Below are 18,575 nucleotides of genomic sequence, written 5' to 3' on the forward strand. Positions count from 1 at the left end.
TCTTTTCAAAAATACTTTTGCCCGGCCTGTGCTGTGTCAGAACGGCCAGATGAACGGAATAAGCACGGATGCCAATATTCCGATGCTCAGGTTCAGCGGGATACCGACCTTCATGAAATCCGTAAAGCGGTAGCCGCCCGGGCCATAGACCAGCGTGTTGGTCTGATAGCCGATCGGCGTGGCAAAAGACGCGCTGGCCGCGATCATGACAGCTACGACCAGCGGGCGCGGATCAATACCCATGGCGCTGGCCAACCCGATGGCGATGGGGGTAACAACCACCGCGACCGCGTTGTTGGACACCAATTCGGTCAGCACCGATGTCAGCAGGTAGATCGCCCAGACAATCAGGAAGGGCGGCAACAGGCCAAGCCCCGGCGCAATCACGTCGACGATCAGGGCGACGGCACCGGATGCATCCAGCGACGCCCCGATGGCAAGCATCGCAAAAATCAGCGCCAAAAGCCGCCCTTCAACAAAAGAAAACGCTTCTTCCGCGTCGATACAGCCGGTGACAAGCACCACCGCAACCGCCAGAATGGACAGGAAGAAAATCGGCGCCACACCGAACGCCGCCAGAATGACGATGCCGAACAGCGACGCGATGACAATCGGCGCATGACTGCGCCGGAATGCGCGCGCAGAGGGGTGCGAGACATCCGCCAGTTCCATATCGGCAGCAAGGCGGGCGATATCTTCGGGCGCGCCTTCCAGTAAAAGCGTATCGCCGACCTTGACCACGATATCATCCAGCTGGCGGCCAAAGCGCTGGTTGCGTCCGTGCACGGCCAGTGGATAGACACCATAGCGCCGCCGCAACCGCATGGATCCCAGACTGCGCCCTGCCATCTTGCAGGCCGGCGTCAGCAACACCTCGACCGTGGCGGTTTCGACCGCCGAAACCTGATCGACCCGCTTCAGGGATTTGTCTCGTTGTAGGCTTAACAATTCGGTCATCTGCGTGCGCAAGACGACACGGTCACCCACCTCCAGCGTGACGTCCTTTAGATTGCGGCGCAGCGAAACGTCGCCCCGGATCACGTCGATCAGGCGCACGCCTTCGCGTTTGAACAATTGCACGCCCAGCACCTCGCGCCCGATCAGGTTGCTGTCGGGCGGAATGACCGCTTCGGTAAAGAACTTCATCTGTGATTTATCAGACAGCAGGTTGCCGATACTGTCCCGGTCGGGCAGCAGCATGGGCGCAATGAACCGCAAATAGATCATGCCCCAGATCACCAGTGCAAATCCCAGGGGTGTCACTTCGAAAATGGTGAAAGGCTTTAACCCCTGCGCGCGTGCAACCCCGTCCACCAGCAGGTTTGTCGAGGTTCCGATCAGCGTCAGCGTGCCGCCCAGAATGGCCGCATAGCTTAACGGGATCAGCAGTTTTGATGCATTGATGCCCAGGGTACGTGCCAACTGGATGAAGACCGGTATCATCACCACGACCACAGGCGTGTTCGACACCACGGCCGAAGACAGAACGACAAATGCCATCAGCATCACAATCGCCATCGTCGGATTTGATTTGGCAGTCCGGTCGGCGACCGATGTAAAGGCGTCCAGCGCGCCGGTCCGAACAAGCGCGCCCATGATGATGAACATCGCCGCGATCGTCCATGGCGCGGGGTTTGACAGAACGGTCAGGGCCGCATCATAGGGCAAAACACCCAATGCAAGCATCAGCGCGACACCGGCGATTGCCACCACCTCGGTTGGCAGGGCCTCGCGCAGGAACAACAAAAACATGATGCCGACGACACATAGCGCAACAATGGCACTCGCGGTTTGCGAAAGTTCAAAAATCTGCATCGATAACCCGTTGCTCCGGAACGTCTTTTTTCAAAAGTCCGTCATCACTTTACAGCGCATTGTCGCCCATCGGCTTGGCCGGAGCAAGGATTGCTTTGGGCCGTGGCTGAACCAGAAAAAGGCCCGCAAACATCAGCGCAAGCGCCATCCAGATATAGGGTGAATAGCTTTCGTTCAGCACGATCAAAGACCAGATCACACCAAAACCCGTCACCAGATAACTGACCTGCACCGCAAAAACGGGACCGGCCTTGCCCACCAGCCAGACATAGCCGGCATAGACAAGCACATGGATCAGCGATGATCCGATCAGCGCCCATTCTGCGACACCGTAGGGGATAAACGGATTGATCCACTGCCCGCTGCCCAATGCCAGAGGAAGCGCGATCAGCGCGCCCACAACGGATGCACCAAACAGCACTTCGATCGGGTCCAGCCCTGCGGTGCCCCACCGGGCGACGTAATTGCCTTCGAACGCGTAGCAGATGCTGCTTGCCACAGCGATCATAACCCACCAGATCGCGCTGCGGTCCGGCAGCGACGCTTCGGGCAGGATCAGCACCATCACACCGGCAAGCCCGAACAGCAGCCCGCAAAAACGGCGGGTGTTGAACTGGTCCTGTCCAAGGGCAAGGGCCATGGGAAAGGCCAGCATCGGGATCAGGGACAACAGGATCGACATGACACCGGCGGGCAGATGCGCGATGGCCTGATAGCTGGCTGAATTCGGAATGACCGTCCCGATCAGCGCAATCACCAGATAGGTTTTGATCTGCGCCCGCCCCAATGGCAATCCGCGCCCGCGCAAACGTGACAGGCCCGCCATCAGGGTCGCCCCGATCACCAATTGCCAGAAAATAAGGCCGAAATGCTGGTGGCCCGTGCTGACCGCCAGTTTCATCATCGGGATGGTTGCGCCCCATCCCACCCCAAGAAGAACCAGAATGGCGATGAAAAACAGCCGCATGTGCGTTGTCATGGGGCGGCCTGTTGCAACCGTCCGCCAATCCGGACCATCTGCACCTCGCGCGCAAGGCCGGTTTTATCGTCGCTGTCGACAAAAACCCCCGAAAGCGTTGCCTCGCCCGCGGCGGGGGTAAACCGTGCCTTGGGCATACCGGTGATAAAACGGCGCATCGGTTCGCCCTTGTCCATGCCGATCACCGAATTGTAATCGCCGCACATGCCGGCATCGGTCTGATAGGCTGTTCCGCCGTTCAGAATCTGGGCATCGGCCGTGGGCACATGGGTATGGGTGCCGACCACCAGGCTTGCGCGTCCATCGCAGTAATGCCCCATCGCCATCTTTTCAGATGTCGCCTCGCAATGCATATCGACGATCACGGCGCTGGCCATACCGCCCAGCGGGTGCGATTTCAGCACCGGCTCGACAGCGGAAAACGGATCGTCAAACGGGCGTTTCATGAACACCTGCCCCAGCACCTGCAGCACCAGAACCTTGCGCCCGCCCCGCGCGGTGAACAGGCGGAACCCCTTGCCCGGTGCGGATTTGGCAAAATTCAGCGGGCGCAGGATGCGCGGTTCGGTTTCGATGAACTGCAGCATGTCCTTTTGATCGAACGCATGATCGCCCAAAGTGATGCAATCGGCCCCCGCCGCCAACAGCACCCGCGCATGATCGGCACTTAGCCCCATGCCGTTGCTGGCATTTTCACCGTTCACCACGACGAAATCCAGCCGCCATTCATCCCGTATGCGGGGCAAATGCTCCGACACTGCCGCGCGCCCGGCGCGGCCCATAACGTCACCCAGAAACAAACATCTCATGTCGCCCGTCCTAGGGCGGGGGACTGACAAGAGCAATAGAAAGCTGCATCCTCTAACAGCGGTTCAGGCGGGGGCCTTTGCATCGCCCATGACCGAGTCGATGATCTGGCTCAGCAATTCGCCCCGGTTGCCTGCGCCCGACTTGCGGTAAATCGCGTTCAGGTGCGACTTGATCGTGCCTTCGGCACTTCCGCGCAACTGCGCAATTTCCGATATGCCGAAGCCCTTGACCAGAAAGGTGGCCACATCGCGCTCTGAAGGGGTCAGCCCCCAGAGATCAAAATGCGCCTCGACCACATCGTACATGGCCATTGATGCGGCAGATACGCTGCGCTCAAGATGGGCTTTTCGGCGCAACAGATGCAGAACAAACCGCATTTCGAACACGATCGCAGCGACCAGCGAAGCCGTTGCGACAGCTTCGATGTAAAGATGCGTCATCGATGCGCCCTGATGCGCATAGGTGCGGTAATCCTCGATGATATCGATGGTAAAAAAGGCCGCGCACAGAATTTGGACCGCGACCAGAGCCAGCAGCGCGTAGGGAATTTTCAAAGGCGCATTCAGCGTCAAAACCAGACCTGCCTATTCCGTTGGCAATTCCTTGTACCCCGTCACCATCGAACGGGGAAGGTTGATGCCCAATCTGCGGCTTTCGAATATCACCGCGGCGATGTGCAGGACAACCGAAACCTCAGCCCATGCAACCGAAGCTTCGTGCAATTCTTCGGGCCATTCCAGACCCCAGAACATATCGGTGGTCATCAGATGACCCGACAGGCCGATCACCAGCAAAGCCAGCAACAGGTTGTATATCATCAATGCCCCAAGCGGCGTGTGGCCCAGATGCTGGCGTTTGCGACCCGTTGCGATATCGGTCAGCTGCGCGACGGCAGCGCCTGAACTGGGCGGGAAACTTGAAAACCTGGCGTATCGTGTACCGACAAAGCCCCAAACCAGCCGGATCGCCACCCATGCAACAATCGCATATCCGATCCAGATATGCAGCTTTCCGTCATCATCGACAAACAGAGCGTTGGCTATAAACAGGGCCGCCAGCGACCAGTGAAACACGCGCACCAGCGGATCCCAGACGCGAATACGGGTCATGGACTGTTCCTTGTTCAAAAGAGGTTTGGCGCGCCGAACGTGCTTCGGCGCGCTTTTTTCGGGCGTGATCAATCGTCCATTTCGGTTTTGACGATGTCCAACTCGGCATTCAGGAATACCTCGTATTTCTTGCCGTCCTTGCGAGCATAGGCTTCGTACATGCCATCTTCGATCTTGATCTTGGCCACTTCGTAGCCTTGTTCGGTCAGATTTGCGCGAATTTTCGCTTCGGTTTCGGGTGTCAGAACAACACCTTGGCCCGAGGCAGAAACTGCGCCCGCACCAAGGGCAAGAGCGGCAGACAGTGCAATGGTCTTGAAAATCCGGGAGGTCATTGGGTTTCCTTTCGGGATGGGTTCAAACATGGTGCAACGCATTTGCGCCACGGCCCCGATATGGGCCGGGCGCGCTGCAATCTGAATCATCCGGAAGTTGGAAACCGGTCGCCTATAACTGCGGTTCAGGGCGTGATCACGCCGCGTTCCGTTACGATCAGGTCCAGCGGTTGATCGGTGGGTTCCAGCGGTAATGCGTCAGCCTCTTGTGCGGCAAAGGCAAATCCGATGGCCAGCGTCGGGCGACTGGCGCGCAAGGCTTGCAAGGTGCGATCGTAAAACCCGCCGCCATAGCCCAACCGCCCGCCTTTGCGGTCAAAGGCAACCAGCGGCACGATCAGAATTTCGGGTTCGATAAAATCATCAACGGCGGGCACATTGGCGCCAAAGGGGCCGTCGCGCAGGGCGATATCGGGTGTCCAGCGGCTGAATTTCAGGCGCTTACCGGCCCCCATGATCACCGGTACGCACACCGGCCCGTGGGCTGCAGCCTCTTCCATGGCGGGGGTTGGATCGATTTCGGTGCGCATGGCCATGTATCCGGCCAGCGGCACCCCGCGATAACCTGCCAGAACCTGGCTTAAATGCCCTGCGGCACCGGGATATGCGGCGTCAAACGCCACTTGACGGCGGGCAAAAGCGGCTTTGCGCGCCGCCGCCTTGATCACGGAAAGATCGGTCATAACAGCACCATCGAAGCCATACCCAGAAAGGCCACAAAGCCGACCACATCCGTCACCGTTGTGACAAAGGTCCCCGAGGCAAGTGCCGGATCGATGCCGACACGTTCCATGACAACCGGTATCGCAATACCGGCCAGCCCCGCCACCAGAAGATTGATGATCATGGCCAGCGCAATCACCATCCCCAAAGCAGGCGAACCGAACCAGATCAGGCTGACAACCCCCATCATCACCGCAAACACCAATCCGTTGATCAGGCCCACCGCCGCTTCGCGCCGGATCACGCGCCAGATGTTGGAGCCGGTCAAATCGCGGGTGGCAATGGCGCGCACCGCAACCGTCAGCGATTGCGTGCCCGCATTGCCCCCCATCGACGCCACGATCGGCATCAGGATCGCCAGCGCCACAAGGCTTTGCAACGTGCCTTCGAACTGCGCAATCACGATCGATGCCAGAATGGCGGTGCCCAGATTGACAACAAGCCACGGCAGACGCTGGCGGGTGGTTTCGAAAATACTGTCAGACAACGAACTTTCGCCGACACCGGCCAGACGCAGAATGTCTTCTTCGTGTTCCTCATCCAGCACGGCCATCGCGTCATCAATGGTGATCACCCCGACAAGGCGGCCGTTTTCATCAATCACGGGGGCAGAAATCAGGTGGTACTGGTTGAACGCATAGGCCACATCGCCCTCGTCCTGATCCACCGGAATGATCTGGAAAACGTCTTCCATGATGTCACGCAATTTGACTTTGCGGGCCGATCCCATCAGACGGCCCAGCGTGACATTGCCTACCGGATGCATGCGTGGATCAACCAATACAATGTGGTAGAATTGTTCCGGCAGATGTTCAGAACTGCGAATGTAATCAATAGCTTCGCCAACAGTCCAATGTTCGGGCGCCATGACAACTTCGCGCTGCATCAAACGACCGGCAGAATATTCCGGATAAGACAGGGCCTGCTGCACCGCGACCCTGTCGGCATCGTCCAGCGCGCCCAGAATCGCTTCTTGCTGAGGCTCGTCCAGATCTTCGACCAGATCGACAACATCGTCGCTTTCCAGCTCGCGCACCGCGTCCGCCAGAATCTGCGGGTTAAGAACCGCAATCACTTCCTCGCGGATGCTTTCATCAAGCTCGGTCAGAATTTCGCCGTCGAATTCGCGGTCATAAAGCCGGATCAGGCGCGCCCGGTCATAAGAGTTGATCTGTTCCAGAAGGTCGGCGATGTCGGCGGCGTGCAGCGGCTCCATCAACCGGGTCAGCGTTTCGCGGTCGTCTATGTCCACGGCATAGAGAATCGCAGCAACATCCTTGCGCCCCAACGAATACGCGGCTTCGTCGCGCTCGGCTTCCGGGTTTTGGATCTCGTCCGACATTCGCGCGCCCCGCAATTCTTTGTTTGACGGTGTAGCCGCACAATAGGATAAGGCGTGCTGGACTTACAATGGCACCCTTGTCACGTTGCGCAAATTCCCTTGAAGGCTGGCGTGGCACAGAAAGGCAGACGCAGATGACCACAACCGCACTTTTGCTGGGGCAAACCCTGAGCTTTGATGCCGATCCCTTTGCGGTTCCGGTTGCGCAAGCCGCGCGCATCAACACCGATGGCGGCGTTTTGCTGCGCGACGGGCAAATCGAGCAGGTCGGCGATGGCGAAACCCTGCGCGCACAAAACCCGCAAGTGCCGGTTACCGATTACGGTGACAAACTGATTTTGGCAGGATTTGTGGATGCGCATGTGCACTATCCCCAGACGGCCATGATCGCCAGTTGGGGCAAACGCCTGATCGACTGGCTGAACAGCTATACCTTTCCCGAAGAAATGCGGTTTGCGGATGCGGATTATGCCGCCGAGATTGCGGCACGCTATCTGGATATCACCACATCGTACGGCACCACGACAATGTGCAGTTTCGGCACGATCCATCCCACCAGCGTGGATGCGTTTTTTGAAGAGGCTTTGCGGCGCGGACAGCGGGTGATTACGGGCAAGACCTGTATGGATCGCAACGCGCCGGACGGGCTGCGCGATACGCCACAATCAGCTTATGACGACAGCAAGGCATTGCTGGAAAAATGGCATGGGATGGGGCGTTTATCCTATGCGATCACGCCGCGGTTTTCGCCGACATCCACGCCCGAACAGATGGATGCGGTTGGCGCGCTGTGGGCCGAACATCCCGATTGCCTGATGCAAACCCACCTGAGCGAACAGGTGGATGAAATCGCCTGGGTGAAAGAGCTTTATCCGCAGGCCCGTGATTATCTGGACACCTATGAAGCCCATGGCTTGCTGGGGGGCAAGGGACTCTACGGGCATGCGATCCATCTGGAACAGCGCGAAAAGGACCGCCTGCGCGAGGTAGGTGGCGCGCTGGTGCATTGTCCGACGTCGAACACGTTCATCGGATCGGGCCTGTTCGATATGGCAGGGCTGAAGGCGGGCGGCCAGCGTGTCGGGCTGGCCACGGACACCGGCGGCGGATCATCGTTTTCGATGTTGCGCACCATGGCGGCCGCCTATGAAATCGGCCAGTTGCGCGGCACACCGCTGCATGCAGGCCAACTGATCTGGCTGGCCACCGCCGGATCAGCTGCGGCGCTGCATATGGATCATCAGATCGGCAACCTTGTCGCCGGGAACGAGGCGGATATCATCGTACTTGATCTGCACGCCACACCCGCCATCGCCCAGCGCGCAGCCCGCGCCGACGACCTGTGGGAGGCGCTTTTCCCGACCATCATGATGGGCGATGACAGATCAATTGCCGATGTCTGGATCGGTGGCAAACGCGCACAGATCGCCTGACCCCGTCAACACCCCGGCGTGGCCAGAACCATCACCCAGATGTTGTCTTGCGCGCGAAACAGGCCGAATTCGGTTGCCTTGCGGTGCAGCATGTTTTTGCGATGCCCCTTGGATTTGGCCCAACTGTTCATTACCGCGCCCAGTGATGTCTGCCCCTTGGCGATGTTTTCGGCAGCAAAACAATAGCTGTACCCGCCCGCGCGCAGACGATCTCCCAGACCGGACCCGTTGCTGCCGGTGTGGGAAAAGAAGCCTTTGCTTTCCATATCCATGCCGTGCGCGCGTGCCACGCGTTCCAATTCCTGCGAAGAGACCACCGGCGCGCGCCCGTTATCGGTGCGATACGTATTCAGTGCGTCCAGTGCCTGTGGGTTCGCAGCCCCCGACACGGCCCATAGCACGGTCATCACCGCGATAATCGCAAGCTTCATCCATCACTCCATCAATTGCATTGACAGCATGTTTTGTTCGGCGATCAGTGCTGGCAGATCAAGCGTCGCAATCTGCCCGTCCGTCACAACCGCGCGCCCGTCCACCAGCAAATGTTTGACGCGTGTCGGCCCCGCCAGCAAAAGCGCTGCCGGATCCCAACTTCCCGCGCTTTCAATGCCCGACACATCCCAGATGGCAATATCCGCACGCTTGCCTACGGCGATGCGCCCGCAGTCGGGTCGGCCCAGCACGTCGGCACCGCCGCGTGTTGCAATCTCCAGCGCCTCACGCGCGCTCATCGCGTCGGCCCCATTGGCGACCCGCTGCAACAACATCGAAAGGCGCGCCTCAGACACCAGATTACCGGCATCGTTACTGGCCGATCCGTCTACCCCCAGACCCACCGTTACACCGGCATCACGCATGGCGCGCACCGGCGCGATACCCGACCCAAGGCGGCAGTTGGAACAGGGGCAATGGGCCACGCCGGTACGGGTGCGCGCGAACAGATCAATCTCGGATATGTCCAGCTTGACGCAATGCGCGTGCCAGACGTCATCCCCTGTCCAGCCCAGATCCTGTGCGTACTGGCCCGGGCGGCAGCCGAATTTCTCAAGGCTGTAGGCAATATCTTCGTCATTTTCGGCCAGATGTGTGTGCAGCATCACGCCCTTGTCCCGCGCCAGCAGCGCGGCATCACGCATCAATTCACGGCTGACGGAAAACGGGGAACAGGGGGCAATGCCGACGCGGCACATCGACCCTTCGGCGGGGTCGTGAAAGGCATCGATCACGCGGATGCAATCGTTCAGAATAGCAGCTTCGGCCTCGACCAGATCATCGGGGGGCAGACCACCCGCGCTGACCCCGATGCTCATCGCGCCGCGGGTCGGGTGAAACCGCAGCCCGACGCTGCGCGCGGCGTCTATCGTATCCTCAAGGCGGGCGCCGTTGGGATAAAGATACAGGTGATCGGAGCTGAGCGTGCAGCCGCTGAGCGCCAGTTCAGCCAGCCCGACCTGCGCCGACACGCGCATTTCATCGGGCCCGAACCGCGCCCAGATCGGATAGAGCGTTTGCAGCCAGCCGAACAACAGCGCATCCTGACCACCGGGAACTGCACGCGTCAGGGTCTGGTACAAATGGTGGTGCGTGTTGACCAAGCCAGGGGTCACGACACAGTATTCGGCGTTCACAACCGTGCCACTGCGCGGCAAGTTTGGTCCAATTTCGGTGATCACCCCGTTGCTGATCCGGATATCGCATCCGGCCAATTCGCGGCGCGTGTCGTCCATTGTCACAATGGACTGTGCATTGATGATGGTGATGTCGGTCATAAAAAAAATCCTTCACACTTCGTATGGCCCGCTTCGGTTTGAAGTGTGAAGCTGCATCAACAGAAGACGGGCGTAAGGACTTGATGCGGGCAAATGCTAGCCGATCGTTCCCGAACGCTCAACCCGGTCTAGAACGCCGACAGAATATCCAGTGCCTGCCGGTGAATTTCCGGATTTGCCGCAGCCAGAATGCGCCCGCCATGATGCGCCGGTTTGCCCTGCCAGTCTGTGACCGTGCCACCGGCGGCAAGAATAACACCGATCGGCCCCTGTACATCATAGGCGTTCAAACCCGCCTCGATCACCAGATCGATCTGGCCGGCGGCCAACAGGGCGTAGGCATAACAATCCATGCCATAGCGCACCAGATTGGCCTGTCTCGCCACAGCTTCGAACCCGTCGCGCTCGGGGCGGGAACCGACTTCGGGAAAGGTGGTGAACAGTGTCGCCTTGTTCAAAGGGCGAAAAGGGCGTGTGGAAATCGGGTGACGGCCGCCCGGACCATCGACAAAGGCCTGCCCCGCGCCACCGACAAACCGTTCGCGGATATAGGGCTGGTCGATCACACCCAAACGCGGGCCGTTGTCATCAGACACGGCGATCAGAACGCCCCATGTCGGCGTACCGCTGATGAAACCACGTGTGCCGTCAATCGGATCAAGCACCCAGGTCAGACCAGAGGTGCCCGCCGTCGCGCCGAATTCTTCGCCCAGAATGGCATCTTGCGGTCGCAGGCGGGCCAGAACGGCGCACATCGCCTGTTCGCTTTCGCGATCGGCAATGGTGACAGGATCGAACCCTGCACTGTCTTTGTTGTCCGATTGCAGGTCATGACGCCGGAAATGCGGAAGGATCGCGGCGCGCGCGGCATCGGCCAGTTCCAGAGCCACGTCCAGCAATTCGCTATCACAATGCGTCATGCGCACGATCTGACACCGCCCCTGCATTATTGCAAGGGCGGATCATTTTGATTGATTGTACCGAAAGGCGGCGTGCTCAGGCCACGTCACTCAGAACACGTGCCAGTTCAAACAGGCGGCGGCGCTGGTTCTCGGGGATCGCGTAATACGACCGCACCAGATCCAGGGCTTCCTTGTCACCCATCAGGTCTGCGGGCATAGAACCCAGTCCCTCGACAGCGGCCGTATGTTCCGCATCCAGCCCTTCAAAAAAGAAACTGACCGGTACGTCCAGTGCATCGGCAATATCCCAAAGCCGCGACGCGCTGACGCGATTGGCCCCGGTTTCGTATTTCTGGATTTGCTGAAATTTGATCCCAACCTGTTCAGCAAGTTGTTGCTGTGTCATTCCCACCAACCACCGGCGATGGCGCACCCGTTTTCCGACGTGAACGTCTACTGGATGTGTCATTGATTTACTCCCTTTTCATTTACTCACTACTTCTTGACAAGCGATGGCCTCACGCGTGTGAGTTTCGTCGTCCCAACCACGAACACTTAATACAAACGGCGTCCCACCTACGCACATCATGGTTCTATTCTACGTTGTTTAAAATTCATATCAAGATGTTTGACACACGATATAGGAGAACGCATGGCGCAAACACTCAATCTGAGGCTGAATAATGGTGCGAATCAACTGGTTTAGCCATTGTTAACCACTGCAACTTTTTGCAGAAACGACCTGTTCAAACAGGGCAATCCGTCGCCAAATTCACCGAAAACCACTAAAAATCAAGGACTCAACCATGCGCGCCTACACGATCAACGCCATTGGAGATCGCCCGCAACTGACCGATATTGCGGTCCCTGAACCGGCGGCGGGACAGGTGCGTATCGACATAAAAGCCTGTGGGCTGAACTTTGCCGATCTGCTGATGCAAAGCGGTACGTATCAGGACACGCCCCCTGCCCCGTTCACTTTGGGCATGGAGGTTTCCGGCGTTGTTTCGGCGTTGGGGCCAGACACCAAAGGCGCACATATCGGCGACCGGGTGGCGGTTTTTGGCGGTCAGGGCGGGTTGGCCGAACACGGGTGTTACGATGTATCGCGCCTGTTGCCCCTGCCCGACACGATGGATTTTGAGACAGCGGCGGCGTTTCAGATCGCCTATGGCACCAGTCATGTTGCCCTCGGGTATCGCGCCCGTCTGCAACCGGGCGAAACCCTTCTGGTGCTGGGCGCGGCCGGCGGCGTTGGTCTGACTGCGGTTGAAATCGGCAAGCAGATGGGAGCCACCGTGATTGCCTGCGCGCGGGGCGCGGACAAGCTTGCCATTGCGCAGGCAGCCGGGGCGGATCACCTGATTGATACCAGCAGCGCCGATCTGCGCGCCGAGGTGAAGGCCCTTGGCGGTGCGGATGTGGTCTATGATCCTGTGGGCGGCGATCTGTTTGATGCCGCATTCCGCGCGTGCAAACCGGAAGCGCGCATTCTGACCATCGGGTTCGCCAGCGGCGGCGTTCCCAAAATTCCGGCCAATCACCTGCTGGTCAAAAACATATCGGTTCTGGGATTCTACTGGGGCGGCTACATGTCGTTCAAACCGCAGGTTATTATCGAGTCTCTGAACGAGTTGCTGGCGTGGCACAGCCAGGGCAGGATCAAACCGCATATCAGCCACACCCTGCCGCTGACGCAGGTGGCCGACGGGATGGAGCTTTTTCGCAAGCGAAAATCGACCGGCAAGGTCGTGATCACCATCTGATCCTGTACCGGCACCTGACTAGACTGCGCGCAGCTTTGCGTTTGGTTCGCTGTTTGCAAAGGCGCGGCGCAACAGGCCGGCCATCGCATTGATGACTTCGCCCTTGCGTTCATCCGCGCCGTAAAGGTTGATCTTTTGCACAGGCAGGTCCGGCAGCACGCCGCCATGGTCGATCTGCGTGAGGTGGCCGGGTTCGGTGCCTTCGATCACGGAATGCACGGCAAGATCGGCCGTCACTGTTGCTTCGATGGTGCGATCGGATTCCGTATCGACCGCCATTTCCCAGTTGATACCCGCCCCGTCCAGTGCCTCGATCACCCGCGGGCGGAATGTGCAGTACCGGCAGAACGCGATGCGCAACGGGCGCTGGCGCCATGCAGACCCGCCCGGCGCGCCGATCCAGCGCAAGGGGCGTTCGGCAATGGTTTCTGCCTCGGCCACTGCATCGTTTTCGGTGGTCAGGATCAGGTCAAGCTCACCCTTGGCGAATTCTTCTTTCAGGCTGCGGGTAAACGTGGTGACCAGTTGCACGCGCACACGCGGAAACGCGACATTGAACTGTTGCAGCACGCGGGGAATGGCCGGATAGACGATATCCTGCGGCACGCCGATTGTAATTGCGCCTTCGAACGCCTGATCGGTAAGGCGGGTGATCACCTCGTCATTCAGGGAAACCATGCGGCGTGCATAGGTCAGCAACTGTTCCCCCGATGCGGTCAGCGCCACGGTGCGCCCCGATCTGTCCAGCAGGTCCAGCCCCAGCATGTCTTCCAATCGCTTGAGCTGCATCGACACGGCAGATTGCGTCAGATGCAGGAACCCCGCAGCCCGCGTAACACCGCCAGTATCTGCCACAGCCACGAAAGACCGCAGAGTCGTTACATCCAGATTTCGCATCATCACAATCCTTGATCAATGTCGTCACAAACATTCGTTTTTAAAATGAAGCACGGCTTGCCATATAGATCAAGTAATTTGATGAAACCCCGATGAAATATTCCGAATGAATGAAAGGACAGTGGAAATGACCTTTTCACACGCTCTGCACCGCCCCACCGGATTTGCCCGCTCTTCCAGCGCGTCTGGCGCGACTTTCCTGCGCCGTATGTACGACACATGGCGGCAGCGTCAGGTTCTGCGCGATCTGGACATCGATGCCCTGAACGACATCGGCATCAGCCGCAAGCAGGCGCAGGCCGAAGCCCGTCGTCCGATCTGGGACGCGCCACAAAACTGGTGCGCCTGAATCATCTGCCATTTCGGCCCATGACGGGGGAAATCCCCCGTCATGCACCATTCTCGCAACGGTTGTGGGTCTTTTCTGACAATTTTGCGCAGGTTTGGCCCCGAAAACGCTTGAAAAGCCGGTGCAGACCCCCAATATCTGACAAGCAATGCGGTCGGAGTGTGTCCGGCACCGCTGATGTGTCTTACTTGGAGGTTCCAAATGGCTGAACTGAACACAATCCGGACAGCGGCCGGTTCCGTCGCCGCTGATATTGATGCGGGTCTACGCGCGCATATGAACAAGGTCTACGGCACGATGTCCGTAGGCATGCTGATCACCTTCGCTGCGGCATGGGCGATTTCCGGTCTGGCCGTCACCGCCGACCCAAGCGCCGCCGCCGCACAGATCGGCCCTGACAAATACCTGACATCGCTGGGCGCCGCCCTGTACCTGTCGCCGCTCAAATGGGTTGTGATGTTCGCTCCGCTGGCCTTTGTTTTTGGGCTTAGCGCAATGATCAACAAAATGTCCGCAGCGACTGCGCAAACCACGTTCTACGCGTTTGCTGCCGTTATGGGCGTTTCGATCAGCTCGATCTTTCTGGTATTCACCGGATATTCGATCGCGCAGATTTTTCTGATCACGTCGATCGCCTTTGCCGGCCTGTCGCTGTATGGCTACACCACAAAGAAAGACCTTTCCGGTTGGGGTACATTCCTGATCATGGGCGTGATCGGTCTGATCATCGCGTCGATCGTGAACCTGTTCCTGCAGTCGGGCCCGATGATGTATGCGATTTCCGCCATCGGTGTTCTGATCTTTGCCGGTCTTACGGCCTATGACACGCAGCGTATCAAAACCGAATATGTGGCCCACGCCGCACATGGCGATTCTGAATGGCTGGGCAAGGCCGCCATCATGGGCGCGCTGAGCCTGTATCTGAACTTTATCAACATGTTCATGATGCTGCTGCAGTTGTTCGGCAACCGCGAATAACGTCACCTGATATCCGACACGACAAGGGCCAGCCGAAACGCTGGCCCTTTTTCGTTCTGTAACACCACACATCCTGCGCCGGGCATTTGCGGCTTCCGGGTTTCGGTCGAAGTCCCTGACCTTGGGGACCAGTGTCAGAAACGTTTTTCGCCTCGGAAACGCCATTATTTCAAGGTTTCTTGAACCCAACGGCCATTCACCGGGAGATTGCCAATTGAAAGATCGAAACGACAAGTCAGAGGAGGCATTGCCAATACTCAAGCGAGGCTTCCTTGAAAAGTTCATCAATGACTTGAAGTCGCTTGCAATCGGCGTCTGCATCGGTGCTGTCTTGGGTTTGATTGCAAGCTATTTTCTGGGGATTTCGGCGCAATCCGGATTGAAGATCGGCGCTTTGACCGGCGCAATTGTCGCCCTTCTGAAAGGGGCCATTGCCCCCAAAATCAACTTTGATCAGCGCCCCCCTGACAAGGGTCCCGATTCCTGACCGGTCACCGGCTGTCATATTCGCAGAGGGCAGTTTTGCGAACGGATGACAAAGGCGCAATCTTAACCTATTTCCCGAGCACTGGCCCAACTCTTGAATGAAGGAATGTGCTTTATGATTGCCTATGTCACCGTTGGCGCAGATGACTTGGCAAGTGCGGAACGCTTTTATTCTGCCTTCCTGCCCGCCCTCGGCTATAGCCTTGAAGAATACCAAGGAGATTTGAGTTACATTCCACCGGCACAACCGGGTCAAAAGCCGACTTCACCCGATTTCTATGTAAAAGCCCCCTTCAACGGTGCCCCTGCTTCATCCGGGAATGGGTCTATGGTGGCATTTGAAGTACCCGGCCAAGTCAAAGTGCGTGAGCTTCACGCCGCAGCACTTGCCGCTGGTGGAGTTGACGAAGGCCAGCCTGATTTCCGTGCTTCGTACGGCCCGCACTTTTACGTTGGCTATCTTCGCGACCCGCATGGAAACAAGATCGCACTGTTCTGCGATAATCCCGATGAACCCGGACGCGACGATTGATACCGGACATTGCTGACTTTGGTGCGGCTTGCGGCATCCGGTACAGTGGACTCTGACCCGTCATAAGCTGCCATTTGCGCAGAGGACGGGGGTGCTGGGCGAAGCAAAGACCGGTTTCGAATTCAACCACCGAAGATTTTGTTCCACCGCTTGAGAGACGATCCAGACCAAACGTCCTCAAACTTGTAAAATTCATCAAAGCTGGGAATGTCCGGGTGCAATGGAACCCAAGGCTGTTTGCTCGACGTGAAGATTTGAACATCCGGTGGACACCTAGACGGGTCGTCCAAAGTGCCGACACGGACATACGTCAACTTGCCCAGTCTGACCAAATAGCTGCTGAAGACAGCGGTTCCGCAGCTTGCACATCTGGTAATGACCTGCCCTTTGCCACTTGGCGTGGGGAGGGTGTGTTCGGTCGTAGCGCCCTCGCAGATCACGCGGTCAGCTTCGATGATCGCGTTCAATACATATGCTGCCCCGGTTTGCTTTTGGCATTCCTTACAGTGACAGCAATGCACAATCATCGGATTGCTTGTCATTTTGTAGGCCACTTTCCCACAACCACAGCTTCCCGAATGCTCTTTATGTATCATTCGATTCACTCCACGAGATTGTAATGTTTGATTGATCTGGATTCGACCAGTTCAGCTTCCGCAGGATCTACATGGGCATTTTGGTAATCTTCGCCGACGAAAGCTTTGAGTGACGCGAGATCTTTCCACACCATCACGAAGCTGAATTCCCTTGGTGTGGCAGAATGCGGAGCACCTGGCAGCACCTGCACAATCCCGTCTGTTTGGCGCATCAAAGGAATGGCCGTGTTGTGAAAGAAAGAGCTGAACTCTTTTTCTTTACCAGGTTTCGTTACAACCTGAAAAATGCGCATGATCATGCCAAAGCCCCTTTTCCTTGGGCTCTTGCCGAATGACTGCCTCATAAACCAGTGTAGCACATCACAGGCAAAAAATCTGCAATCAGCCCATGGCCTGCCATTTGCCGTGTGATACCGCCACGGCTGCGCGGCAGGCCAAGCTGACATTTCGGATGTTCCGTGTTAGGTTCCGGAAAACGGAGATTGCGGAATGACGGAACGCGTAACCGGTGGATGCAAATGCGGTTTGGTCCGCTACGAGGGCGTTCAAGCGGATGCGCCCATGTTCCGCTGCCATTGTCGTGATTGCCAGCAGCTGACAGGTTCGGGACATGCCGAGATGATGCAGCTTGATCTGGGTTCGTTTTCAGTCAGTGAAGAGTACAGAACCTATGAAATGCGTGGTGGTTCCGGTCAGTCGACTTATACCGGGTTCTGCCCCAGGTGCGGATCCCAGCTTACCCGGCGTAGTGAACGCGCAAGCGGCCGGATTTATGTCCATGCCTCTTCGCTGGATGATCCGGCAAGATACACTCCGGATAAATCGATTTATTCAGATGCGGCGCAATCCTGGGACAGAACGTCGATCATCAACGCGCAATAAGGGTGCGGCCCTGCTGACGGGGCTGTCGGGGCTGCCAAAACCGCACCAAACAATCGCAAGGCACAAACAAAAAGGCCACGCAGGATGTCTGCATGGCCTTGTCTACACTGTCCGGTTTCGGAAAGGCTTATTTGATTTTGCCTTCTTTGTATTCGACATGCTTGCGGACCACGGGGTCATATTTGCGCACAACCATCTTTTCAGTCATGGTGCGTGCGTTTTTCTTGGTCACATAAAAATGGCCTGTGCCCGCAGTCGAATTCAGGCGGATTTTGATTGTGGTTGGCTTCGCCATGATAACACTCCTGCGCCGGGGCATTGCCACCGGGTAAATTCGTATGAAGCCCGCGTTTTACGCAGGCGCGGGTCCGAGTCAACCCTGAAACGTGATGGGCTGCGCGCATAACCGCACAAACCCCTTAAAAAAACGCGCGGAGAGCCTGTAAGCCGGATTCTGTCCCCCGCGCGAACGCGGATGGATGACCATTCCTCTTGATGCCGTGTTGCCACGGCACCTCTAGCTGCCAACCCGACCCTTCCGGCTAAAGCGGCCTGCGGCGGTATCGGTTGCCCGACCAGCCCGCGCAAGGGTCCTATTTGGCATTGCTCCCGGTGGGGCTTGCCGTGCCACCCCTGTTGCCAGCGGTGCGGTGGGCTCTTACCCCACCGTTTCATCCTTACCTTTCCGGGGAAAGGCGGTTTCATTTCTGCGGCGCTGTCCGTCGGGTTGCCCCGCCCGGGTGTTACCCGGCACCGTTGCTTTAGGGAGTCCGGACTTTCCTCGGACGGGTTGCCCCGCCCGCGGCCATCCAGCCCTCCGCGCAGAACCGCACTTAGGCAGTGGCGGGCGTCCGGTCAATCCCCGGTCTGTG

At 58.0% G+C, this 18,575-nt stretch carries 23 protein-coding genes and 1 other RNA gene; 7 read left to right on the plus strand and 17 right to left on the minus strand.

Going from position 1 to position 18,575, the window contains the following annotated elements; genetic code table 11:
• Nucleotides 1-36: 36 nt before the first annotated feature.
• The 8 genes from OLX72_RS01015 to mgtE all read right to left on the minus strand — a co-directional run bounded on the left by OLX72_RS01015 (nucleotide 37) and on the right by mgtE (nucleotide 7,113).
• Nucleotides 37-1,815 carry an SLC13 family permease gene (locus OLX72_RS01015; protein ID WP_433989586.1) on the minus strand — a complete coding sequence of 593 codons (1,779 nt, stop codon included), beginning with the start codon at nucleotides 1,813-1,815 and terminating at the stop codon, nucleotides 37-39.
• Nucleotides 1,816-1,864: 49 nt separating this feature from the next.
• Nucleotides 1,865-2,794, minus strand: a complete 930-nt coding sequence (locus tag OLX72_RS01020) for a DMT family transporter (RefSeq protein ID WP_433989587.1) — start codon at nucleotides 2,792-2,794, stop codon at nucleotides 1,865-1,867.
• The gene (locus OLX72_RS01025) at nucleotides 2,791-3,603 is read right to left on the minus strand and encodes a TIGR00282 family metallophosphoesterase (protein WP_433989588.1); all 813 of its coding nucleotides are present in this window, start codon (nucleotides 3,601-3,603) and stop codon (nucleotides 2,791-2,793) included. The genes OLX72_RS01020 and OLX72_RS01025 overlap by 4 nt, the downstream gene beginning before the upstream one ends.
• 63 nt (nucleotides 3,604-3,666) lie before the next feature.
• Nucleotides 3,667-4,176, minus strand: coding sequence for a helix-turn-helix transcriptional regulator (locus OLX72_RS01030; RefSeq protein ID WP_433989589.1), 510 nt, complete (start codon nucleotides 4,174-4,176; stop codon nucleotides 3,667-3,669).
• 12 nt (nucleotides 4,177-4,188) lie between these two features.
• Entirely contained in the window at nucleotides 4,189-4,713 is a 525-nt protein-coding gene (locus OLX72_RS01035) for a cytochrome b/b6 domain-containing protein (protein ID WP_433989590.1), read from the minus strand.
• Nucleotides 4,714-4,781: 68 nt separating this feature from the next.
• Nucleotides 4,782-5,048 carry a PepSY domain-containing protein gene (locus OLX72_RS01040; protein WP_433989591.1) on the minus strand — a complete coding sequence of 89 codons (267 nt, stop codon included), beginning with the start codon at nucleotides 5,046-5,048 and terminating at the stop codon, nucleotides 4,782-4,784.
• Nucleotides 5,049-5,173: 125 nt separating this feature from the next.
• Complete coding sequence (locus OLX72_RS01045; RefSeq protein ID WP_433989592.1) at nucleotides 5,174-5,731, minus strand: 5-formyltetrahydrofolate cyclo-ligase; 558 nt, start codon at nucleotides 5,729-5,731, stop codon at nucleotides 5,174-5,176.
• A complete protein-coding gene (gene mgtE, locus OLX72_RS01050) occupies nucleotides 5,728-7,113 on the minus strand; it encodes a magnesium transporter (RefSeq protein WP_433989593.1) in 1,386 nt (461 codons plus the stop codon). The genes OLX72_RS01045 and mgtE overlap by 4 nt, the downstream gene beginning before the upstream one ends.
• Nucleotides 7,114-7,247: 134 nt before the next feature.
• On the opposite strand from mgtE, the gene guaD reads away from it, so the two are divergent.
• Complete coding sequence (guaD, locus tag OLX72_RS01055) at nucleotides 7,248-8,546, plus strand: guanine deaminase (protein ID WP_433989594.1); 1,299 nt, start codon at nucleotides 7,248-7,250, stop codon at nucleotides 8,544-8,546.
• 5 nt (nucleotides 8,547-8,551) lie between these two features.
• Here the strand turns inward: guaD and OLX72_RS01060 are convergent, their stop codons facing one another.
• The 4 genes from OLX72_RS01060 to OLX72_RS01075 form a co-directional block, all read right to left on the minus strand.
• On the minus strand, nucleotides 8,552-8,977 hold the full coding sequence (locus OLX72_RS01060; RefSeq protein WP_433989595.1) for a CAP domain-containing protein: 426 nt from the start codon (nucleotides 8,975-8,977) through the stop codon (nucleotides 8,552-8,554).
• Nucleotides 8,978-8,980: 3 nt separating this feature from the next.
• Nucleotides 8,981-10,315: an 8-oxoguanine deaminase gene (locus OLX72_RS01065; RefSeq protein WP_433989596.1), complete on the minus strand. Its 1,335-nt coding sequence runs from the start codon at nucleotides 10,313-10,315 to the stop codon at nucleotides 8,981-8,983.
• Between the two features lie 128 nt (nucleotides 10,316-10,443).
• Nucleotides 10,444-11,235, minus strand: a complete 792-nt coding sequence (gene hisN, locus OLX72_RS01070; RefSeq protein ID WP_433989597.1) for a histidinol-phosphatase — start codon at nucleotides 11,233-11,235, stop codon at nucleotides 10,444-10,446.
• A gap of 76 nt (nucleotides 11,236-11,311) precedes the next feature.
• Complete coding sequence (locus OLX72_RS01075) at nucleotides 11,312-11,686, minus strand: helix-turn-helix domain-containing protein (protein ID WP_114869264.1); 375 nt, start codon at nucleotides 11,684-11,686, stop codon at nucleotides 11,312-11,314.
• Nucleotides 11,687-12,023: 337 nt separating this feature from the next.
• Between OLX72_RS01075 and OLX72_RS01080 the strand changes: the two genes are divergently transcribed.
• The gene (locus tag OLX72_RS01080) at nucleotides 12,024-12,983 is read left to right on the plus strand and encodes an NADPH:quinone oxidoreductase family protein (protein WP_433989598.1); all 960 of its coding nucleotides are present in this window, start codon (nucleotides 12,024-12,026) and stop codon (nucleotides 12,981-12,983) included.
• 18 nt (nucleotides 12,984-13,001) lie between these two features.
• Here the strand turns inward: OLX72_RS01080 and OLX72_RS01085 are convergent, their stop codons facing one another.
• A complete protein-coding gene (locus OLX72_RS01085) occupies nucleotides 13,002-13,880 on the minus strand; it encodes a LysR family transcriptional regulator (RefSeq protein ID WP_114872118.1) in 879 nt (292 codons plus the stop codon).
• A 127-nt stretch (nucleotides 13,881-14,007) separates the two neighbouring features.
• On the opposite strand from OLX72_RS01085, the gene OLX72_RS01090 reads away from it, so the two are divergent.
• The 4 genes from OLX72_RS01090 (at nucleotide 14,008) to OLX72_RS01105 (ending at nucleotide 16,225) form a co-directional block, all read left to right on the plus strand.
• Nucleotides 14,008-14,229, plus strand: coding sequence for a DUF1127 domain-containing protein (locus OLX72_RS01090; RefSeq protein WP_162797920.1), 222 nt, complete (start codon nucleotides 14,008-14,010; stop codon nucleotides 14,227-14,229).
• A gap of 201 nt (nucleotides 14,230-14,430) precedes the next feature.
• Nucleotides 14,431-15,207: a Bax inhibitor-1/YccA family protein gene (locus OLX72_RS01095; RefSeq protein ID WP_114869262.1), complete on the plus strand. Its 777-nt coding sequence runs from the start codon at nucleotides 14,431-14,433 to the stop codon at nucleotides 15,205-15,207.
• A gap of 121 nt (nucleotides 15,208-15,328) precedes the next feature.
• The gene (locus tag OLX72_RS01100; protein WP_162797919.1) at nucleotides 15,329-15,694 is read left to right on the plus strand and encodes a hypothetical protein; all 366 of its coding nucleotides are present in this window, start codon (nucleotides 15,329-15,331) and stop codon (nucleotides 15,692-15,694) included.
• Nucleotides 15,695-15,808: 114 nt separating this feature from the next.
• Nucleotides 15,809-16,225, plus strand: coding sequence for a VOC family protein (locus OLX72_RS01105; RefSeq protein WP_114872116.1), 417 nt, complete (start codon nucleotides 15,809-15,811; stop codon nucleotides 16,223-16,225).
• Nucleotides 16,226-16,347: 122 nt separating this feature from the next.
• Here OLX72_RS01105 and OLX72_RS01110 read toward each other — a convergent pair whose 3' ends face one another.
• The gene (locus tag OLX72_RS01110; protein WP_433989599.1) at nucleotides 16,348-16,821 is read right to left on the minus strand and encodes a GFA family protein; all 474 of its coding nucleotides are present in this window, start codon (nucleotides 16,819-16,821) and stop codon (nucleotides 16,348-16,350) included.
• A 5-nt stretch (nucleotides 16,822-16,826) separates the two neighbouring features.
• Nucleotides 16,827-17,120, minus strand: coding sequence for an antibiotic biosynthesis monooxygenase family protein (locus tag OLX72_RS01115; protein ID WP_114869259.1), 294 nt, complete (start codon nucleotides 17,118-17,120; stop codon nucleotides 16,827-16,829).
• A gap of 190 nt (nucleotides 17,121-17,310) precedes the next feature.
• Between OLX72_RS01115 and OLX72_RS01120 the strand changes: the two genes are divergently transcribed.
• Nucleotides 17,311-17,703 (plus strand): GFA family protein, encoded by a 393-nt coding sequence (locus OLX72_RS01120; protein ID WP_114869258.1) that lies wholly within the window; start codon nucleotides 17,311-17,313, stop codon nucleotides 17,701-17,703.
• Nucleotides 17,704-17,830: 127 nt separating this feature from the next.
• Here the strand turns inward: OLX72_RS01120 and rpmG are convergent, their stop codons facing one another.
• Together rpmG and rnpB are read right to left on the minus strand one after the other, a co-directional pair.
• Nucleotides 17,831-17,998 (minus strand): 50S ribosomal protein L33, encoded by a 168-nt coding sequence (gene rpmG / locus OLX72_RS01125; RefSeq protein ID WP_007814563.1) that lies wholly within the window; start codon nucleotides 17,996-17,998, stop codon nucleotides 17,831-17,833.
• Between the two features lie 132 nt (nucleotides 17,999-18,130).
• An RNA gene (rnpB, locus tag OLX72_RS01130) (RNase P RNA component class A) lies at nucleotides 18,131-18,524 on the minus strand.
• Nucleotides 18,525-18,575 lie beyond the last annotated feature (51 nt).

It is taken from the genome of Sulfitobacter sp. TBRI5, from assembly GCF_051013555.1.
Classification (GTDB): Bacteria; Pseudomonadota; Alphaproteobacteria; order Rhodobacterales; family Rhodobacteraceae; genus JL08.

Bases quoted from the DNA above. Each gene is read 5' to 3' on its own strand.
- OLX72_RS01015 (WP_433989586.1), bottom strand. From the start codon at position 1,815: ATGCAGATTTTTGAACTTTCGCAAACCGCGAGTGCCATTGTTGCGCTA.
- OLX72_RS01020 (WP_433989587.1), bottom strand. From the start codon at position 2,794: ATGACAACGCACATGCGGCTGTTTTTCATCGCCATTCTGGTTCTTCTT.
- OLX72_RS01025 (WP_433989588.1), bottom strand. From the start codon at position 3,603: ATGAGATGTTTGTTTCTGGGTGACGTTATGGGCCGCGCCGGGCGCGCG.
- OLX72_RS01035 (WP_433989590.1), bottom strand. From the start codon at position 4,713: ATGACCCGTATTCGCGTCTGGGATCCGCTGGTGCGCGTGTTTCACTGG.
- OLX72_RS01040 (WP_433989591.1), bottom strand. From the start codon at position 5,048: ATGACCTCCCGGATTTTCAAGACCATTGCACTGTCTGCCGCTCTTGCC.
- OLX72_RS01045 (WP_433989592.1), bottom strand. From the start codon at position 5,731: ATGACCGATCTTTCCGTGATCAAGGCGGCGGCGCGCAAAGCCGCTTTT.
- mgtE (WP_433989593.1), bottom strand. From the start codon at position 7,113: ATGTCGGACGAGATCCAAAACCCGGAAGCCGAGCGCGACGAAGCCGCG.
- guaD (WP_433989594.1), top strand. From the start codon at position 7,248: ATGACCACAACCGCACTTTTGCTGGGGCAAACCCTGAGCTTTGATGCC.
- OLX72_RS01060 (WP_433989595.1), bottom strand. From the start codon at position 8,977: ATGAAGCTTGCGATTATCGCGGTGATGACCGTGCTATGGGCCGTGTCG.
- OLX72_RS01065 (WP_433989596.1), bottom strand. From the start codon at position 10,315: ATGACCGACATCACCATCATCAATGCACAGTCCATTGTGACAATGGAC.
- hisN (WP_433989597.1), bottom strand. From the start codon at position 11,235: ATGACGCATTGTGATAGCGAATTGCTGGACGTGGCTCTGGAACTGGCC.
- OLX72_RS01075 (WP_114869264.1), bottom strand. From the start codon at position 11,686: ATGACACATCCAGTAGACGTTCACGTCGGAAAACGGGTGCGCCATCGC.
- OLX72_RS01080 (WP_433989598.1), top strand. From the start codon at position 12,024: ATGCGCGCCTACACGATCAACGCCATTGGAGATCGCCCGCAACTGACC.
- OLX72_RS01085 (WP_114872118.1), bottom strand. From the start codon at position 13,880: ATGCGAAATCTGGATGTAACGACTCTGCGGTCTTTCGTGGCTGTGGCA.
- OLX72_RS01090 (WP_162797920.1), top strand. From the start codon at position 14,008: ATGACCTTTTCACACGCTCTGCACCGCCCCACCGGATTTGCCCGCTCT.
- OLX72_RS01095 (WP_114869262.1), top strand. From the start codon at position 14,431: ATGGCTGAACTGAACACAATCCGGACAGCGGCCGGTTCCGTCGCCGCT.
- OLX72_RS01105 (WP_114872116.1), top strand. From the start codon at position 15,809: ATGATTGCCTATGTCACCGTTGGCGCAGATGACTTGGCAAGTGCGGAA.
- OLX72_RS01110 (WP_433989599.1), bottom strand. From the start codon at position 16,821: ATGATACATAAAGAGCATTCGGGAAGCTGTGGTTGTGGGAAAGTGGCC.
- OLX72_RS01115 (WP_114869259.1), bottom strand. From the start codon at position 17,120: ATGATCATGCGCATTTTTCAGGTTGTAACGAAACCTGGTAAAGAAAAA.
- OLX72_RS01120 (WP_114869258.1), top strand. From the start codon at position 17,311: ATGACGGAACGCGTAACCGGTGGATGCAAATGCGGTTTGGTCCGCTAC.
- rpmG (WP_007814563.1), bottom strand. From the start codon at position 17,998: ATGGCGAAGCCAACCACAATCAAAATCCGCCTGAATTCGACTGCGGGC.